General features: G+C 54.2%; 14 protein-coding genes. 7 read left to right on the top strand and 7 right to left on the bottom strand.

From position 1 onward, the window contains the following. Positions 1-23 precede the first annotated feature (23 nt). Positions 24-1,595, top strand: a complete 1,572-nt coding sequence (locus FDX14_RS19680) for a methyl-accepting chemotaxis protein (protein ID WP_137350096.1) — start codon at positions 24-26, stop codon at positions 1,593-1,595. A gap of 61 nt (positions 1,596-1,656) precedes the next feature. Here the strand turns inward: FDX14_RS19680 and FDX14_RS19675 are convergent, their stop codons facing one another. The 3 genes from FDX14_RS19675 to FDX14_RS19665 form a co-directional block, all read right to left on the bottom strand. Continuing rightward, complete coding sequence (locus FDX14_RS19675; RefSeq protein WP_137350112.1) at positions 1,657-2,625, bottom strand: DMT family transporter; 969 nt, start codon at positions 2,623-2,625, stop codon at positions 1,657-1,659. A 76-nt stretch (positions 2,626-2,701) separates the two neighbouring features. Continuing rightward, positions 2,702-3,526 (bottom strand): AraC family transcriptional regulator, encoded by an 825-nt coding sequence (locus tag FDX14_RS19670; RefSeq protein WP_137350095.1) that lies wholly within the window; start codon positions 3,524-3,526, stop codon positions 2,702-2,704. An 81-nt stretch (positions 3,527-3,607) separates the two neighbouring features. Continuing rightward, on the bottom strand, positions 3,608-4,456 hold the full coding sequence (locus tag FDX14_RS19665; protein ID WP_137350094.1) for an SDR family oxidoreductase: 849 nt from the start codon (positions 4,454-4,456) through the stop codon (positions 3,608-3,610). A 90-nt stretch (positions 4,457-4,546) separates the two neighbouring features. Here FDX14_RS19665 and FDX14_RS19660 point away from each other — a divergent pair, with 90 nt between their 5' ends. Further along, positions 4,547-4,927, top strand: coding sequence for a winged helix-turn-helix transcriptional regulator (locus tag FDX14_RS19660; RefSeq protein WP_042312871.1), 381 nt, complete (start codon positions 4,547-4,549; stop codon positions 4,925-4,927). Positions 4,928-4,974: 47 nt separating this feature from the next. On the opposite strand, the gene FDX14_RS19655 is transcribed toward FDX14_RS19660, so the two are convergent. Continuing rightward, positions 4,975-6,918, bottom strand: a complete 1,944-nt coding sequence (locus FDX14_RS19655; protein ID WP_137350093.1) for a bifunctional 2',3'-cyclic-nucleotide 2'-phosphodiesterase/3'-nucleotidase — start codon at positions 6,916-6,918, stop codon at positions 4,975-4,977. Between the two features lie 188 nt (positions 6,919-7,106). Here FDX14_RS19655 and cysQ point away from each other — a divergent pair, with 188 nt between their 5' ends. After that, a complete protein-coding gene (gene cysQ / locus FDX14_RS19650; protein ID WP_137350092.1) occupies positions 7,107-7,847 on the top strand; it encodes a 3'(2'),5'-bisphosphate nucleotidase CysQ in 741 nt (246 codons plus the stop codon). Here the strand turns inward: cysQ and FDX14_RS19645 are convergent. Further along, entirely contained in the window at positions 7,837-8,394 is a 558-nt protein-coding gene (locus FDX14_RS19645; protein ID WP_061382743.1) for a YtfJ family protein, read from the bottom strand. The genes cysQ and FDX14_RS19645 overlap by 11 nt on opposite strands. A gap of 327 nt (positions 8,395-8,721) precedes the next feature. Here FDX14_RS19645 and FDX14_RS19640 point away from each other — a divergent pair, with 327 nt between their 5' ends. Continuing rightward, a complete protein-coding gene (locus tag FDX14_RS19640; protein WP_003025710.1) occupies positions 8,722-8,928 on the top strand; it encodes a DUF1107 domain-containing protein in 207 nt (68 codons plus the stop codon). Positions 8,929-8,995: 67 nt separating this feature from the next. Here FDX14_RS19640 and paeA read toward each other — a convergent pair whose 3' ends face one another. After that, positions 8,996-10,336, bottom strand: a complete 1,341-nt coding sequence (gene paeA / locus FDX14_RS19635) for a polyamine export protein PaeA (protein WP_003025713.1) — start codon at positions 10,334-10,336, stop codon at positions 8,996-8,998. A 151-nt stretch (positions 10,337-10,487) separates the two neighbouring features. Beyond that, positions 10,488-11,126 carry a peptide-methionine (S)-S-oxide reductase MsrA gene (gene msrA / locus FDX14_RS19630; RefSeq protein ID WP_042312762.1) on the bottom strand — a complete coding sequence of 213 codons (639 nt, stop codon included), beginning with the start codon at positions 11,124-11,126 and terminating at the stop codon, positions 10,488-10,490. Positions 11,127-11,337: 211 nt separating this feature from the next. Between msrA and tamA the strand changes: the two genes are divergently transcribed. Genes tamA through FDX14_RS19615 form a run of 3 tightly spaced genes read left to right on the top strand, consistent with a single transcriptional unit; the run spans position 11,338 to position 17,191 of the window. Then, positions 11,338-13,071, top strand: a complete 1,734-nt coding sequence (gene tamA / locus FDX14_RS19625; protein WP_042312760.1) for an autotransporter assembly complex protein TamA — start codon at positions 11,338-11,340, stop codon at positions 13,069-13,071. Continuing rightward, positions 13,068-16,844: an autotransporter assembly complex protein TamB gene (gene tamB / locus FDX14_RS19620; protein WP_137350091.1), complete on the top strand. Its 3,777-nt coding sequence runs from the start codon at positions 13,068-13,070 to the stop codon at positions 16,842-16,844. The genes tamA and tamB overlap by 4 nt, the downstream gene beginning before the upstream one ends. A gap of 2 nt (positions 16,845-16,846) precedes the next feature. Next, positions 16,847-17,191, top strand: a complete 345-nt coding sequence (locus tag FDX14_RS19615; RefSeq protein ID WP_003025723.1) for a gamma-glutamylcyclotransferase family protein — start codon at positions 16,847-16,849, stop codon at positions 17,189-17,191. Positions 17,192-17,259: the final 68 nt, after the last annotated feature.

The raw sequence follows: 17,259 nt of genomic DNA, 5'->3' as shown, positions 1-17,259 counted from the left end.
ACCTGCATAATAAAAGGCAACAGATGTTCAAACGAATTAAAGTGATAACCTTACTTATCACCGTGCTACTCGCGCTGGGCGCGATGCAGCTCATCTCCGCAGGCGTCTTTATTGGCGCACTCAATAACGATAAACAGAACTTTAATGTCTCTCAGCTTTCCAGTCAGAACGTGGCTGAATTTACCGATGCGTGGATTAGCCTGAACCAGGCTCGCGTCACGCTCAACCGGGGTATGCTGCGTTTACAGGGAACGATGGCCAGCGAGATCAACGGCGGTCAGTTGAAAGAGCTGGTGAACACGGCGAATGGTCTGCTGGCCGAGTCGAAAGAGCATTACGATAAATACTACGCCCTGCCAGAAACGCCGGGGCTGGATGAGCGTCTGGCCGATCGACTGGAAGAACAGTACGGCATCTATTCTGCGACGCTGGCTAAAATGAACGCGTTGCTGGCTGAAGGTAAGCTGGAAGAGATGTTCAAGCAGAATGCTGAGCAAAAGCAGACGGCCATGCAGGAAGTGTATCGGGAATGGCGTGCCGCGCAAACGGCGCTGGCCACGGCCGGCGTGCAGGACAATGAGAGTGATTACCGCAAGATAATCTGGCTGTTGTCTGCCGTGATGTTGACTGTCGTCACTGTGATTGTCGCCAGTTGGCTGGCGATGCAGCGCGTGTTGCTCAAGCCGCTCCACGAAGTAATGGGACATATTCGCCACATCGCTGCGGGTGACCTGACGCATAGCATCAACGCCGATGGCAGCAATGAAATGGCGTTGCTGGCAAGTAATGTGCGTGACATGCAGCAGGCGCTGGCGAATACGGTCAGCGTGGTGCGTGACGGGGCTGACACTATCTACACCGGCGCGGGTGAAATTGCCGCAGGCAGTAACGATCTCTCTTCACGTACCGAGCAGCAGGCTGCCTCTCTGGAAGAGACCGCTGCCAGCATGGAACAACTCACCGCCACCGTGAAGCAGAACGCAGATAACGCGCGTCAGGCGACCAGTCTGGCAAAAAATGCCTCACAGACGGCGTTGAAAGGTGGAACCGTGGTTGATGGCGTGGTGCGTACAATGGACGAAATCGCCACCAGTTCCAGCAAAATCGCGCAAATTACCACTGTTATCGACGGTATTGCCTTCCAGACCAATATTCTGGCGCTGAACGCGGCGGTAGAAGCGGCGCGTGCGGGCGAACAGGGACGTGGTTTTGCCGTGGTCGCTGGCGAAGTTCGTACCCTGGCACAGCGTAGTGCTCAGGCGGCAAAAGAGATTAAGGCGCTGATTGATGACTCGGGTAATCGGGTCAACGCCGGTACGGCGCTGGTGCATGAAGCAGGCGAAACGATGGCGGAGATTGTCAGCGCCGTGACCCGCGTGACCGACATTATGGGCGAAATTGCCTCTGCTTCTGATGAACAGAGCCGGGGTATCGATCAGGTAGGCCAGGCCGTTGCCGAGATGGATCGCGTGACGCAGCAAAATGCTTCGCTGGTGGAGGAGTCCGCTTCCGCTGCCGCCGCGCTTGAAGAGCAGGCAGCACGACTGAACCAGACCGTGGCGGTGTTTAAAGTGTCGCGCCGGATGGCGGCGTAAACGCCTTATTCGGCCAGCATGAGAGCGTACAGTCCTTGTAGGCCTGATAAGCGCAGCGCCATCAGGCATCCCCCGAAACCGGCACTACCGCCGGTTTCTGCGGTTTTGACCGCACCGCTATCACCACGCCTATTACCAGCAGCGCAATACCGCTTAGCGTCAGCAGCGGCGGAAAAGCCTGGCGCAGCATAAAGGTATACAGCAGGCCAGCCAGCGTTTCGAAGACAATCAGCGGGCCGAGGATCACCGTCGGCAGCTTCTGGCTGGCGACGTTCCAGCACAGCGCGCCCACCCACGAACACAATACCGCAATGGCTATCATCAGGCCGATAAACACATCCGGACGCGGGCCGAAGGGCAGGGCGAAACCTGGCGTTTGCCCATGCAGCCACAGACATGCTGCAATGTACCCCAGCAGAGAAACGGGCAGCGTCACCAGCGCCTGAGCCGTCGCCCACATCATCGGATGCTTATCTGGATTCTCGCGCAGCCAGCGGGCATTACGCAGTGCATACCACGCCCAGCACACCACTGAGACAAGCGCCAACACGATACCAGAGCCATAACGCCAGCCGCTAAAATCGGGTAATCCCTGGTTCAGCTCCGAGATATTCACGCACAGCAGGCCAATAGCAATCAATATCAGCGCAGGTGACAGACGCCACCAGGATAATTTACCGTCACGCTTGCTATAGAGCAGGTTGGCGAAGACCGGGATCACCACCGGTAATGTACCAATAATCATCGTTGATACCGGCGCGCCGGTACGCTGGATGGCGCTGGCCAGGCAAACGTAATAAATCAGGTTACCCATCATTGTTAGCGCCAGCGCCGTTATCCAGTCTTTACGCGCCAACTGGCGCAGGCGCACACGCCCCAGCCAGGCAATCGGCAACGCTATCAGCCCCAGCGCCAGATATCGCCCCATCGACTGCAATACCGCCGGGTATTCCGGTACGATCAGCGGCCCGACAAAAATTAATCCCCACATCAGCCCGGCCAGCAGGGCATACAGCACGCCGCTAATCATTGTTAACATCCACATCATTAAACATTGCGTTGAGTGTAGGCAGGGAGAGTGCAGCCGTATTGTATGAGATTGCGCATTAGCGCGAATAAACCTGCTTCTGATAACGTACCGGCGTAATGCCGTAACGATGAGTAAATGCGCGGGTGAGATGCGACTGGTCGGTCAAACCGGTTGCGGCAGCGACCTCTGCGGCGGGCATTCCGTGAGTGAGAAAACCTTTGGCTCGCCACAGGCGAATGGCCATCAGCATTTGGTGCGGCGTAACGTGGAAATGAGATTTAAACTGGCGTTGAAAATGCCAGGGACTCAGTGAGGCAACCCGCGCCAGTTCGTCGAGCGTTATCGGGTGCATGTAATTATCATGCAGATACTCGCGTACCCGTTCAAAGCGATGCGCCCCTTCTGCAGATGTTGGCGCATGGCGGGCCAGCGGCTGGAAGGTGTCGATCAGATCGAGCAATAACCCTTTTTGCGTCAGCGCATCCTCTGTGTTCCACAGGCCGTGGATCAGCGAGCAGATCTGCCGCGAGCGCAGCGGATCGTGACGCGTTACGTCATGAAACCACCAGTGGCGGATCCCGGTGACCTCTTCCAGAAGATCGGGCTCAAGATAGATCATCCGATAGCGCCAGCCGTCGGCGGTTTCGGCTTCGCCGGTATGCAACTCATCGGGATTCATGGTGACGACAGAATGGGCGGGCGCGACGTACTGCGTACCGCGATAGCGAAAACGTTCGGCTCCGGCTTCTATCGCGCCAATGCCAAACGCTTCATGGGTATGTGGTTCAAAGGCGTAACGTGAGATGTGCGCATGATACAACTCAACGCCCGGCACCTGCGCCAGATGGCGAAAGCGGGCGCTGTCTTTTTCATCAATAAACTGCTCAGGTACACCTTGCACGTTTTCTCTCCCCACGCATCATCCTGTCATTATCAGAGAGGATGCGCGGGGATGCCACCATAATTAACTAATTTTTAACACTTACACGATGCCTTTGACGCTGTCAGTCAACGATGTGGTTGGGCGACCAATCAGTTTGCTCAACGTATGGCTGTCATCGAACAGACCGCCTTTAGAGGCGCCGACATCAGAATCAGCCAGCATATCCGCCAATTCGGCGGGCAGACCAAAGCCTTTCAGCGCCGCGGCAAAATCAGCTTCGCTCAGGTTCTGATACACCACTTTTTTACCGCTCTGTGTTGCCAGCTCGGCAGCCAACTGACTTAGGGTCCAGCCTGCATCGCCCGCCAGTTCGTAGGTTTTACCGGCGTGCCCCTCTTCACTGATGACGCGCGCGGCGGCAGCGGCATAGTCGGCACGGGTTGCCGAGGCGATTTTGCCTTCTCCCGCCGCCCCAATAAAGACGCCGTGTTCCAGTGCAGCTGGCGCGCTGGCGAGATAGTTTTCGGTGTACCAGCCGTTGCGCAGTAGCGCATAAGCGATACCGGATTCAGCCAGCATCTTCTCGGTGGCGACGTGTTCATCGGCCAGCCCCAGCGGGGAGGTGTCGGCGTGCAGCAGGCTGGTGTAGGCGATAAATTTCACGTGGGCAGCCTTTGCTGCGTTAATCACGTTGCGATGCTGTGGGGCACGTTGTCCCACTTCGCTGGAAGAGATCAGCAGCAGCTTGTCGATACCCTGTAAAGCAGTCGTAAAGGCGGCTTCATCGCTGTAATCCGCCTGGCGAACGGTAATGCCCTGCTGGCTAAGCGCCGTCGCTTTAGCGGGATTACGCACGATAGCCACAATCTGGCTGGCAGGAACGGTTTTCAGTAGCGATTCAATAACGTGTTGGCCCAGTTGGCCGGTGGCGCCGGTAATTGCGATCATGGGGTAACTCCTTGGTATTGGTCTTGTGTTTAATCACGCTAACACTTAAACTTACTTTTAGTAAGTACGTACAAAAAGGTTAGTATAAAAATGACAGCGTCGACCCTCTCCCAACAGTTACGCGACGGCAATTTGTTTGCCGAACAGTGTCCCTCCCGCGAGGTGTTAAAACACGTCACCAGCCGCTGGGGCGTATTAATTCTGGTGGCGCTGCGCGATGGTACGCACCGATTTAGCGATTTGCGCCGGAAGATGGGCGGCGTCAGCGAAAAGATGCTGGCGCAATCGCTTCAGGCGCTTGAGCAGGACGGGTTTATCAATCGAGTCTCTTATCCGGTGGTGCCGCCGCATGTGGAATATAGCCTGACGCCGTTGGGCGAGCAGGTGAGCGATAAAGTCGCCGCGCTGGCGGACTGGATAGAACTGAATTTGCCGCAGGTTTTGGCGCAGCGAGACGAGCGGGCTGCGTAGTTTTGTAGGCCGGATAAGACGCTGTTGCGTCGCATCCGGCACGAAAGTTACTTACTTAAATCCAGCTGATAAATCGCAAAGCCGATATCATCGGTAGCGACTTTTTTCAGCGGGTATTGCCCTTTCTCTTTGATAAACGCTGCGGCTTTCTCTGACGGTGACGTTTCAAAACGAATATCCAGTGGCGTATCACTGTGAATCGGCGCCAGACGCCAGTTGTTATCTGCCGCCGGGTGAATTTCACCGGCACGCTTCGTCTCAGCACCAATCCACGCGGCCAGCACCGAGCGGTTTTCATCCGGAGAAGCAAACGCGATGTGGCTGTCGCCGGTTCCGGCAAACTTACCGCCGTAGGCGCGGTAGTTGTTGGTCGCGACGAGGAAGGTGGCATTCGGATCGATTGGTTTGCCGTTAAAGGTCAGATTCTTAATACGTTCCGCTTTCGGGTTAATGGTCTGACATTCACCGTCGTAGCGGGCGGGTTGTGAAACATCAATCTGATAATTCACGCCGTCGATCACGTCAAAGTTATAAGTACGGAACCCATCCCAGTTGATCAGCGACTGCGGCTTGCTGCTGTGGATGTCAATTTGATTAAACTGCCCGGCGGAACATTCCAGCCACTCTTTCACCTCTTTTCCGCTGGCTTTCACGACCACCAGGGTGTTGGGGTAAAGATACAAATCAGCGGCGTTACGGAAGGTTAACTGGCCTTTTTCGACTTCGACAAAGCTGGCCGGATCGTTCTTGCGTCCACCGACCTTAAACGGCGCGGCCGCGGAAAGTACCGGCAATTTTGCCAGGTCCGGATCGCCCTGGATAAAGTGCTCCACATACGCTTTCTGGGCGTTATTCACCACCTGCACGGTCGGGTCATCCTGAACCAGAGCCAGATAGCTGTACATGTTGTCGGCGGATTTACCGATCGGTTTGCTGACAAACTCACGCGTGGCGTCGTGATCGGCTTTCAGGATCTCAACGATTTTTTTGTCTTCTGCTGCCAGTGATTTTTTCGCCGCGGCGTCATAAATGGGGCGTGCCTCTGCTTTCGCCTGGCTGACCTGCCATTTACCGCTATCGTTATTCAGTACCAAATCCACGACGCCCAGATGATCGCCCCACATGCCAGGCATCACCGCCGGCACGCCATTGAGCGTACCTTTTGTGATATCTGCACCTTTAATGTTGGCAAAATCTTTCCCCGGGAAGACGGCGTGAGCATGACCAAACATAATGGCATCCACGCCCGGTACTTCACTGAGATAATAAACGGAGTTTTCCGCCATCGTCTGATACGGGTCGGCAGAAAGCCCGGAGTGAGCAACCACCACCACGACATCAGCGCCTTTTTTCCGCATTTCCGGCACATACTTACGTGCGGTTTCGGTGATGTCATTTACCGTCACTTTGCCGCTGAGGTTGGCTTTATCCCAGGTCATAATCTGCGGTGGCACAAAGCCGATATAGCCAATCTTCAGCGTCTGCTTGTTACCTTCCTGGTCAATTACCTCAGTGTCTTTGATCATGTAAGGCGTAAACAGCGGCTTTTTGGTCTTCACGTCGATGATATTGGCGTTAACGTAAGGGAACTTCGCTCCGGCCAGCGCGTTGTGCAGATACTCCAGACCGTAGTTGAATTCATGATTGCCGAGGTTGCCCACCGCGTAATCCAGCGTGTTGAGCGCCTTATATACCGGGTGAGTTTCGCCCGCTTTCAGCCCTTTGGCCGCCATATAATCCCCGAGCGGGCTGCCCTGAATCAGATCGCCGTTATCAACCAGCACGCTGTTTTTGACTTCACCACGCGCGGCGTTGATCAGACTTGCCGTACGCACCAGGCCAAATTTTTCAGTCGGCGTATCTTTGTAATAATCGAAATCCATCATATTGCTATGTAAATCAGTGGTTTCCATTATACGCAGATCGACGGTCGCGGCATTCACGCTGGCTGCAATCAGCGTTGCCAGAAGCGTTGCACTAAACTTAATCATCAGGGGCATCCTTTTAAGATCTAAGCCACAAAAGAAAATGTATATAAATCTTCTTGCTTACAGAACTGTGAATCATGACATGAATATAGCGTTTAAAACCGCAGACGCTATCACAGTTGGCGGATCCCCTGACGATCGGGTATAAGTAAAACAACGAGTTAACACCACTGACAGAAACGAGGTGGAGAATGCTAGAACATGTATGCCAGCTTGCACGGAACGCGGGCGATGCCATTATGCAGGTCTACGATGGAATCAAACCGATGGAGATTACCAGCAAGCAGGATGATTCTCCGGTCACGGCGGCGGATATCGCTGCGCATACGGTGATCCTCGAAGGATTACAGACGCTGACGCCGGATATTCCGGTTCTGTCTGAAGAAGCCCCTCCTGGCTGGGATGTTCGCCAGCACTGGCAGCGCTACTGGCTGGTCGATCCGTTGGACGGCACCAAAGAGTTCATTAAACGTAACGGTGAATTTACCGTTAATATTGCGCTGATTGAGCAGGGAAAGCCGGTACTTGGCGTGGTTTACGCGCCAGTGATGAAGGTGATGTACAGCGCGGCAGAAGGCAAAGCGTGGAAAGAAGAGTGCGGTGTGCGCAAACAAATTCAGGTACGTGACGCGCGTCCACCGCTGGTGGTGATTAGCCGTTCGCATGCCGACAATGAGTTAAAAGAGTATCTGCAACAACTGGGCGAGCACCAGACTACGTCGATTGGCTCGTCGCTAAAATTCTGCCTGGTGGCGGAAGGACACGCGCAGCTGTATCCACGTTTTGGGCCAACTAACGTCTGGGATACCGCCGCTGGCCACGCCGTTGCCGCCGCAGCCGGAGCGCACGTTCACGACTGGCAGGGGAAACCTCTGGACTACACCCCACGTGAATCGTTCCTCAACCCCGGCTTCCGCGTCTCTATTTACTGAGCAATTTATGCAGCAGGGCAATCACCTGCTGCACCTCTTCCTGCGTTAATGCGCCATCTTTTGCCCACTGTACGCGTCCGTCCTTATCGAGTACCGCAATAGCTGAGCTTTCTTCATCCAGTTGCCAGGCTTTACGCGCAATGCCGTTGCTGTCGACGATAAATTGTGACCATGGGTAGAGCTTCTTATTGCTCTCCAGACTGCTGCGCACAAACATACCGGAGCCAGGAATGGCGTCATCCGTGTTGACGATAGTGGTGGTCTGGTATTTGTCGTGCGGCAGGTTCGCCGCTTTGATGGCTTCAATCAGGTTCGCGTTTTTCTCTTTGGCGGAGGTGCGTCCGGCAATGTGTTGCACAATGCGTACTTTGCCGGGCAGTTGCGCGCTATTCCAGCTTTTGTAGCTAAACTTATCGTTATCGAGAATCAGTTCGCCGCGATCGGCGATCCCCACCGGCGGTACGCGCTGGTCAGTCTCAAACTTATGGGCGGAGGCAATCATCGGCAGCAGCAGGCACGACAGCGCCAGCAGTTTTCGTAAGGTCATAGGTTTTCCTTCTTTCTTTATTTTGCAGGTGATCCGACCACTTGGGTCTGGAATTTAATCATATGTGCGATTGATGCTTTTTCCCGCAAGCGCGATGCCAGTTTGCGGACGGGCGCACAAATCCTGCGAAAATCGAAGGCTTATACTGAAGACAGCGAAGCGTTGAAAAGATAATTCTGAATAATTGTAACTGGAAGGTAAATAAACTTATACACGCTGGAAACATCAACGAGATAGTCTATAGTCATAGGGCATTAAAATTTGCGCCTGAGGATTGTCGGACCGATTGTGGTACCGCAAAGGCGTAATGCTCAGCAGGAGACAACAATGAAAATTTTCCAACGATACAACCCGCTGCAGGTGGCGAAGTACGTGAAGATCCTGTTTCGTGGACGGTTATATATCAAGGATGTAGGCGCTTTTGAATTTGATAAGGGTAAGATTCTTATCCCAAAAGTGAAGGACAAGCTGCATTTTTCCGTGATGTCCGAAGTTAACCGTCAGGTCTTGCGTCTGCAAACTGAGATGGCTTGATCAAAGTGCTATGCGGTAGTTAAAAAAACGGCTCCAGGACAGGAGCCGTTGATGTTTCTGCAAGGCGCTATGACGCCTTCGCCTCTTCCTTCGCATCCGGCAGTTTCGGTACCAGAACGGTAGGTTTACTGTCCAGACGCGTCACCAGCAGCTGATCGATCTTGTAGTTATCGATATCCACTACTTCAAATTTGTAGCCTGAATACTTCACCGAGTCGGTGCGTTTCGGGATTTTACGCAACATGAACATCATAAAGCCGCCGATGGTCTCATAGTTGCCGGACTGCGGGAATTCGTCGATATCCAGGACGCGCATGACGTCATCAATCGGCGTACCGCCGTCGACTAACCATGAGTTTTCATCACGCGCCACGATCTGCTCTTCCAGGCCCTGACCGACTAAATCGCCCATCAGCGTGGTCATCACATCGTTGAGCGTGATAATCCCCACCACCAATGCATACTCGTTCATGATGACGGCAAAATCTTCGCCTGCGGTTTTGAAGCTTTCCAGCGCTTCAGAGAGCGTCAGCGTATCCGGGACAATCAGCGTATTGCGGATCTGCACGCCGCTGTTCAGCGCCATACTCTGGTTGGCCAGCACGCGGTTGAGGAGATCCTTTGAATCGACATAGCCAATGATGTGATCGATATCTTCGTTACACACCAGAAATTTGGAGTGCGGATGTTCCGCCACTTTGTTCTTCAGGCTCTGCTCGTCTTCGTGAAGATCGAACCAGATAATATTCTCGCGCGAGGTCATAGAAGACGGTACGGTGCGGGATTCCAGTTCGAACACATTTTCAATCAGCTCATGTTCCTGCTTGCGCAGAACACCCGCCAGCGCACCGGCTTCGACCACGGCGTAAATGTCGTCTGACGTGATGTCATCTTTACGCACCATCGGAATTTTAAACAGGCGGAAAATGTTATTTGCCAGGCCGTTAAAGAACCACACCAATGGGCGGAAGACCAGCAGACAGAAGCGCATCGGGTTGATGATACGCAAAGCCACGGCTTCTGGCGCAATCATACCGATGCGTTTCGGGGTTAAATCCGCGAACAGGATGAACAGGCCCGTAACCAGTGAGAAGGACAGAATAAAACTTAACTGTTCGGACAGCTCTGGAGCGAAGTACTTTGAGAACAGGCTGTAAAACGCCGGGGAAAAGGCCGCATCACCAACGATACCGCCGAGAATGGCGACCGCGTTTAGGCCAATCTGCACCACGGTAAAAAACATGCCGGGGTTTTCCTGCATCTTCAAAACACGCTGTGCGTTCACATTGCCTTCATCGGCAAGCAGCTTAAGTTTGATTTTGCGTGATGCGGCAAGCGAGATCTCGGATATCGAGAAAAACGCACTCACGGCGATCAGGCAGAGAATGACTAAAATACTGTTTAACATATCTTATCCGACCGTTCGGGTCAGATCCTCGGAAGGGAGAAGTTGATAAATCCGTGTGAAATACACATTGAAAACCGGCTCGTGGAAGTGAGCCGGTAAATTCAGGAGCTAGTATAGCGTAAGGTACTGTAACGTCGCCAGAGGGGGAAATTTATCCTTGTGGTGGCAAACACACCCCAATCCCGCCAATTCCGCAGTAGCCGTAAGGATTTTTGTGCAGATATTGTTGGTGATCGTCTTCGGCATAATAGAACGGGGTTGCCGTACTGATTTCCGTTGTAATGGTGCGCTCGTCGCCAGCGGCGGTCATCGCCGCCTGAAAACGCTCAAGGCTGGCCTGTGCCGCGGCGGTTTGCTCTGGCGTTAAGGGATAAATAGCGGAACGATACTGCGTACCGTGGTCGTTCCCCTGACGCATACCTTGCGCCGGATCGTGATTTTCCCAGAACACCTGCAGCAGTTGCTCGTAGCTGATAACATGCGGGTCATAGACGACGCGCACCGCTTCGGCATGCCCGGTATCGCCAGAACAGACTTCCCGATAGGTCGGGTTAGGGGTATAGCCGCCGGTGTATCCGGCTGCGGTGCTGTACACGCCGGGTAATGACCAGAATAAACGCTCCACGCCCCAGAAACATCCCATGGCGAAAAGGGCGATTTCCATACCGTCGGGCACGTTGGTCATCGAATGTTGGTTAACCGCATGCAGCGTTGCCACTGGCATCGGGGTGTTGCGTCCAGGTAGCGCATCTGCTTGAGTAACGAGATGCTTTCTATCAAATAAACTCATGGCCGTTCTCCCGAAATCAGTCATTTGGGTTAAGGTTGTAACGAGACGCGTCTTTGCCCACAATAAACGGCATGAATACGTCTAGGGTTAAACATAAGAAATATTTGGGTTGTCGTCTGTTTTTCAACTCTTATTGTTGATTTTTTGTTAAGCCGAGGAACGGCATAGTATTTTTTTCCAGGGGTGGGAAAAAGGATATTCAGGAGAAAATGTGCCACATATCCGTCAGTTATGTTGGGTGGGATTACTGTGCTTAAGTGGCTCCGCCGCCGCCGCGAATGTTCGCTTACAGGTCGAAGGATTATCAGGACCGCTGGAGAAAAACGTCCGTGCGCAGTTGTCCACGATTCAAAGTGATGAAGTCACTCCAGACCGACGCTTTCGTGCGCGCGTTGATGATGCCATCCGCGAAGGGCTAAAAGCGCTGGGCTACTTTGAGCCGACCATCGATTTTGAGCTGCGCCCGCCACCGGCAAAAGGACGCCAGGTGCTGATTGCCAAAGTAACCCCCGGCGAGCCGGTGCTGATTGGCGGCACCGAAGTGATTTTGCGCGGTGGCGCGCGTACGGATAAAGATTATCTGGATCTGCTGAAAACGCGCCCGGCAATCGGCACCGTGTTGAATCAGGGTGATTATGACAACTTCAAAAAATCCCTCACCAGCGTGGCGCTGCGCAAAGGCTATTTCGACAGTGAATTTAATAAAAGCCAGCTTGGAATAGCGCTTGAGCGCCGTCAGGCGTTCTGGGATATCGATTACAACAGCGGTGAACGCTATCGCTTTGGGCATGTCACCTTTGAAGGCTCGCAAATTCGCGATGAGTACCTGCAAAACCTGGTGCCATTTAAAGAAGGTGAAGAGTACGAGTCGAAAGATCTGGGGGAACTTAACCGTCGTCTGTCGGCGACCGGATGGTTTAATTCTGTGGTTGTCGCGCCAGAATTTGATAAAGCCCGCAAAACCAAAGTGCTGCCGCTTAAAGGCGTGGTCTCGCCGCGAACCGAAAACACCATCGAAACCGGGGTTGGTTATTCAACTGACGTCGGGCCACGGGTAAAGACCTCGTGGAAAAAGCCGTGGATGAACTCCTATGGCCACAGCCTGACCACTAGCGCCAGTATCTCTGCGCCAGAGCAGGTCCTTGATTTTAGTTATAAAATGCCGCTGTTAAAGAACCCACTGGAGCAGTATTACCTGGTGCAGGGGGGCTTTAAGCGTACTGATTTAAACGACACCGAGCAGGACTCCACGACGCTTGCGGTTTCCCGTTACTGGGACCTTTCCAGCGGCTGGCAGCGCGCGATTAACCTGCGCTGGAGCCTCGACCACTTTACGCAGGGTAACGTCACCAATACCACCATGCTGCTCTATCCGGGCGTGATGATTAGCCGGACGCGTTCGCGCGGCGGTCTGATGCCCGTCTGGGGCGATTCTCAACGCTATTCCATTGATTATTCCAATACGGCCTGGGGTTCAGACGTTGATTTCTCCGTCTTCCAGGCGCAAAACGTCTGGATCCGTACGCTGTACGACAGGCATCGCTTTGTGATGCGCGGTAACCTCGGCTGGATTGAAACCGGGGACTTCGACAAAGTGCCACCGGATCTGCGTTTCTTCGCCGGGGGCGATCGCAGTATTCGCGGTTACAAATACAAATCTATTTCGCCCGAAGGCAGCGACGGTAAGCTGAAAGGGGCCTCGAAGCTGGCAACCGGCTCGCTGGAATACCAGTACAACGTGACCGGGAAATGGTGGGGCGCAATGTTTGTCGATAGCGGCGAAGCGGTCAGCGATATCCGCAAAAGCGATTTCAAAACCGGCGCCGGGGTCGGCGTACGCTGGCAATCGCCGGTCGGTCCCATCAAGCTCGACTTTGCCGTTCCTGTCGGCGACAAAGATGAACATGGTTTACAGTTTTACATCGGTCTGGGGCCTGAATTATGAGTTTATGGAAGAAAATAAGCCTCGGCGTGCTGATTTTTATCCTGCTGTTGTTAGGCACGGTGGCGTTTCTTGTCGGCACCACCTCGGGCCTGCACCTGATCTTCAAAGCAGCTAATCGCTGGGTTCCGGGGCTGGAAATTGGTCAGGTCACCGGCGGCTGGCGGGATTTATCGCTCAAAAATATTCGTTATGACCAGCCTGGCGTGGCGGTGAATGCTGGTGAAGTGCATCTGGCTGTCGGGCTGGAGTGTCTTTGGGATAGTAGCCTGTGCGTCAACGATCTGTCGCTGAAAAATATCAACGTGGCGATCGACAGCAAAAAGATGCCGCCTTCAGCACCGGTTGAGGAGGAGGATAGCGGCCCGCTTAACCTTTCCACACCTTATCCGATCACGCTTTCACGCGTGGCGCTGAATAACATCAATATCAAAATTGACGACACCACAGTTTCAGTGCTCGATTTTACCTCCGGCCTGAACTGGCAGGAAAAAACGCTGACCCTGAAGCCAACGTCATTACAGGGCCTGCTGATTGCCCTGCCTAAAGTGGCGGAAGTGGCGCAGGAAGAGGTCGTTGAACCGAAGATTCAAAACCCGCAGCCGGATGAAAAACCGCTCGGTGAAACGCTAAAAGATCTGTTCTCAAAGCCGGTGCTACCGGAAATGACCGATGTCCATCTGCCGCTCAACCTCAATATTGAGGAGTTTCGCGGCGAGCAACTGCGCGTGACCGGGGATACGGATTTAACGGTGCATAACATGCTGCTCAAAGTGAGCAGCATTGACGGCAACATGAAGCTCGACGCGCTGGATATCGACTCTAATCAGGGTACGGTAAACGCCAGCGGTACGGCGCAGCTCACCAACACATGGCCGGTGGATATTACCCTCAACAGCACGCTGAACGTCGATCCATTAAAAGGCGAAAAGGTGAAGCTGAAGGTCGGTGGCGCGCTGCGTGAACAGCTGGAAGTCGGCGTCAATCTGTCTGGCCCGGTTGATATGGACCTGCGCGCGCAAACGCGTCTGGCAGAAGCCGGATTACCGCTCAATCTGGAAGTGGTGAGTAAGCAGGTTTACTGGCCGTTTACCGGCGACAAGCAGTTCCAGGCCGATGACATTAAGCTCAAGCTGACCGGCAAAATGACCGACTATACGTTGTCGATGCGTACCGCGGTGAAAGGGCAGGATATTCCTCCGGCTACCATCACACTGGATGCCAAAGGCAACGAACAGCAGATCAATCTCGATAAACTGAGCATTGCGGCGCTGGAAGGGAAAACCGAGCTGAAAGCGCTGGTGGACTGGCAGCAGGCGATCAGTTGGCGCGGGGAGTTAACGCTGGACGGCATCGACACTGCGAAAACAATCCCGGACTGGCCGTCAAAGCTGAATGGTCTGGTGAAAACGCGCGGGAGTCTGTACGGCGGAAGCTGGCAGATGGAGATTCCTGAGCTGAAGCTGACCGGTAACGTGAAGCAGAACAAGGTTAATGTGAATGGCTCGCTGAAGGGGAACAGCTACCTGCAGTGGACGATCCCTGGCCTGCATCTGGAACTGGGACGCAACAGTGCGGACGTGAAAGGGGAACTGGGGGTCAAAGACCTTAATCTCGACGCGACGATTGATGCCCCAAGCCTGGATAACGCGCTGCCGGGATTAGGCGGTACGGCGAAAGGGTTGGTAAAAGTTCGCGGGACGGTAGAAGCGCCACAGCTGTTGGCGGACATCACCGCTCGCGGCCTGCGCTGGCAGGAGCTTTCCGTTGCTCAGGTTCGCGTCGAAGGCGACGTGAAATCGGCGGAGCAAATCGCCGGTAATCTCAACGTTCGCGTAGAACGGATTGTACAACCTGACGTGAATATCGGCCTGGTGACGCTTAACGCCAAAGGCAGTGAGAAGCAGCATGAGCTACAGTTGCGCATTCAGGGGGAGCCGGTCTCCGGACAGCTCTCCCTGGCAGGCAGCTTTGATCGCAAAGAGCAGCGCTGGAAAGGGGAATTAAGCAATACCCGTTTCCAGACACCGGTTGGTCCGTGGGCGCTCAATCGTGCTATCGCGTTGGATTACCGCAATCAGGAGCAAAAAATCAGCATTGGGCCGCACTGCTGGAACAACCCGAATGCGGAGCTATGCGTACCGCAAACCATTGATGCCGGTGCAGAAGGACGCGCGGTGGTGAATCTCAACCGTTTCGACCTGGCGATGCTGAAACCGTTTATGCCGGATACGACTCAGGCCAGCGGGGTGTTCACCGGCAAAGCCGATGTCAGTTGGGACACGACCAAAGAGGGGCTGCCGCAGGGGCAGGTCATGCTTTCCGGACGCAACGTGAAGGTCACGCAAAGCGTGAACGATGCGCCGCTGCCAGTGGCATTTGAAACGTTGAATCTGACCGCCGACCTGCACGACAACCGTGCCGAACTGGGCTGGCTGATTCGCCTGACCAATAACGGACAGTTTGACGGAAAGGTGCAGGTAACCGATCCACAAGGGCGCCGTAACCTGGGCGGCAACGTCAATATCCGCAACTTCAATCTGGCGATGGTGAACCCTATCTTCTCACGTGGTGAAAAGGCCGCGGGGACGATCAACGCCAACCTGCGTCTGGGCGGCGATGTGCAAAGCCCACAGCTGCTTGGACAATTGCAACTGAGCGGACTGGATATAGACGGTAACTTTATGCCGTTTGACATGCAGCCAAGCCAGTTAGCCGTTAACTTCACCGGAACACGCTCAACGTTGGCGGGTGTGGTGCGTACGCAGCAGGGGGAAATCAACCTGAGCGGCGACGCTGACTGGAGTCAGATCGACAACTGGCGGGCGCGCGTTGCGGCGAAAGGCAGTCGGGTGCGGATCACCGTGCCGCCGATGGTGCGTCTGGATGTCTCGCCGGATGTGGAATTTGAAGCGACACCGAGCCTGTTTACCCTGAACGGCAATGTCGATGTGCCGTGGGCGCGTATCGTGGTCCACGATCTGCCGGAAAGCGCGGTAGGGGTGTCCAGCGATATGGTGATGCTTAATAACGATCTCCAGCCTGAGAAACCGCAGACCGCCGGGATCCCGATCAACAGCAACCTGAACATCCACGTCGGTAATAACGTGCGTCTTGATGCCTTTGGTCTGAAAGCGCGGCTGACGGGCGATCTGAAGGTGGTGCAGGATAAACAGGGACTCGGGCTTAACGGACAGATTAATATCCCGAGCGGTCGCTTCCATGCCTATGGTCAGGATCTGATTGTGCGTAAGGGCGAGCTGTTATTCTCCGGTCCGCCGGATCAGCCGTTGCTCAATATTGAAGCGATTCGTAACCCGGATGCTACCGAAGATGACGTGATCGCCGGCGTTCGCGTCACGGGCACGGCTGATGAACCGAAAGCGGAGATCTTCTCCGACCCGGCGATGTCGCAGCAAATGGCGCTGTCCTACCTGCTTCGTGGGCAAGGACTGGATAGTGAACAGAGCGACAGCGCGGCGATGACTTCAATGCTTATTGGCCTGGGGGTTGCACAAAGTGGTCAGGTTGTGGGTAAAATCGGGGAGACATTTGGCGTAAGCAATCTGGCACTGGACACGCAAGGGGTGGGTGACTCATCTCAGGTCGTTGTCAGCGGATACGTACTGCCAGGTCTGCAGGTGAAATATGGTGTGGGTATATTTGACTCCTTAGCGACACTCACGCTACGTTATCGTCTGATGCCTAAGCTATATCTGGAAGCAGTGTCTGGCGTAGATCAGGCACTTGATTTGCTCTATCAGTTCGAGTTTTAGCAATGCGAATATTTGTCTACGGCAGTTTACGAACCAAACAAGGCAACAGCCACTGGATGACCAATGCCCTGTTGCTGGGAAATTTCAGTATCGACAACTACCAGTTGTACAGCCTGGGCCACTATCCAGGCGCCGTTCCGGGAAATGGAACAGTACACGGGGAAGTTTATCGTATTGATAACGCCACGCTGGCAGAGCTTGACGCTCTGCGTACCCGTGGTGGTGAATACGCACGCCAGCTAATTCAAACGCCGTACGGAAGTGCATGGATGTACGTGTACCAACGTCCGGTTGATGGCTTAACGCTGATTGAAAGCGGTAACTGGTTAGACAGAGACCAGTACTGATATGAACACGCCACCCTCGGGTGGCGTTGTTTTATGTGCCCGTTGCACTCGCATTTGGGCACAAAAAA

Origin of the sequence: Citrobacter sp. wls710, assembly GCF_005281115.1 — a bacterium.
Classification (GTDB): domain Bacteria; phylum Pseudomonadota; class Gammaproteobacteria; order Enterobacterales; family Enterobacteriaceae; genus Citrobacter; species Citrobacter werkmanii.
Note: the sequence above shows the minus strand (reverse complement) of the source record. Positions and strands in the feature narration are given on the sequence as shown.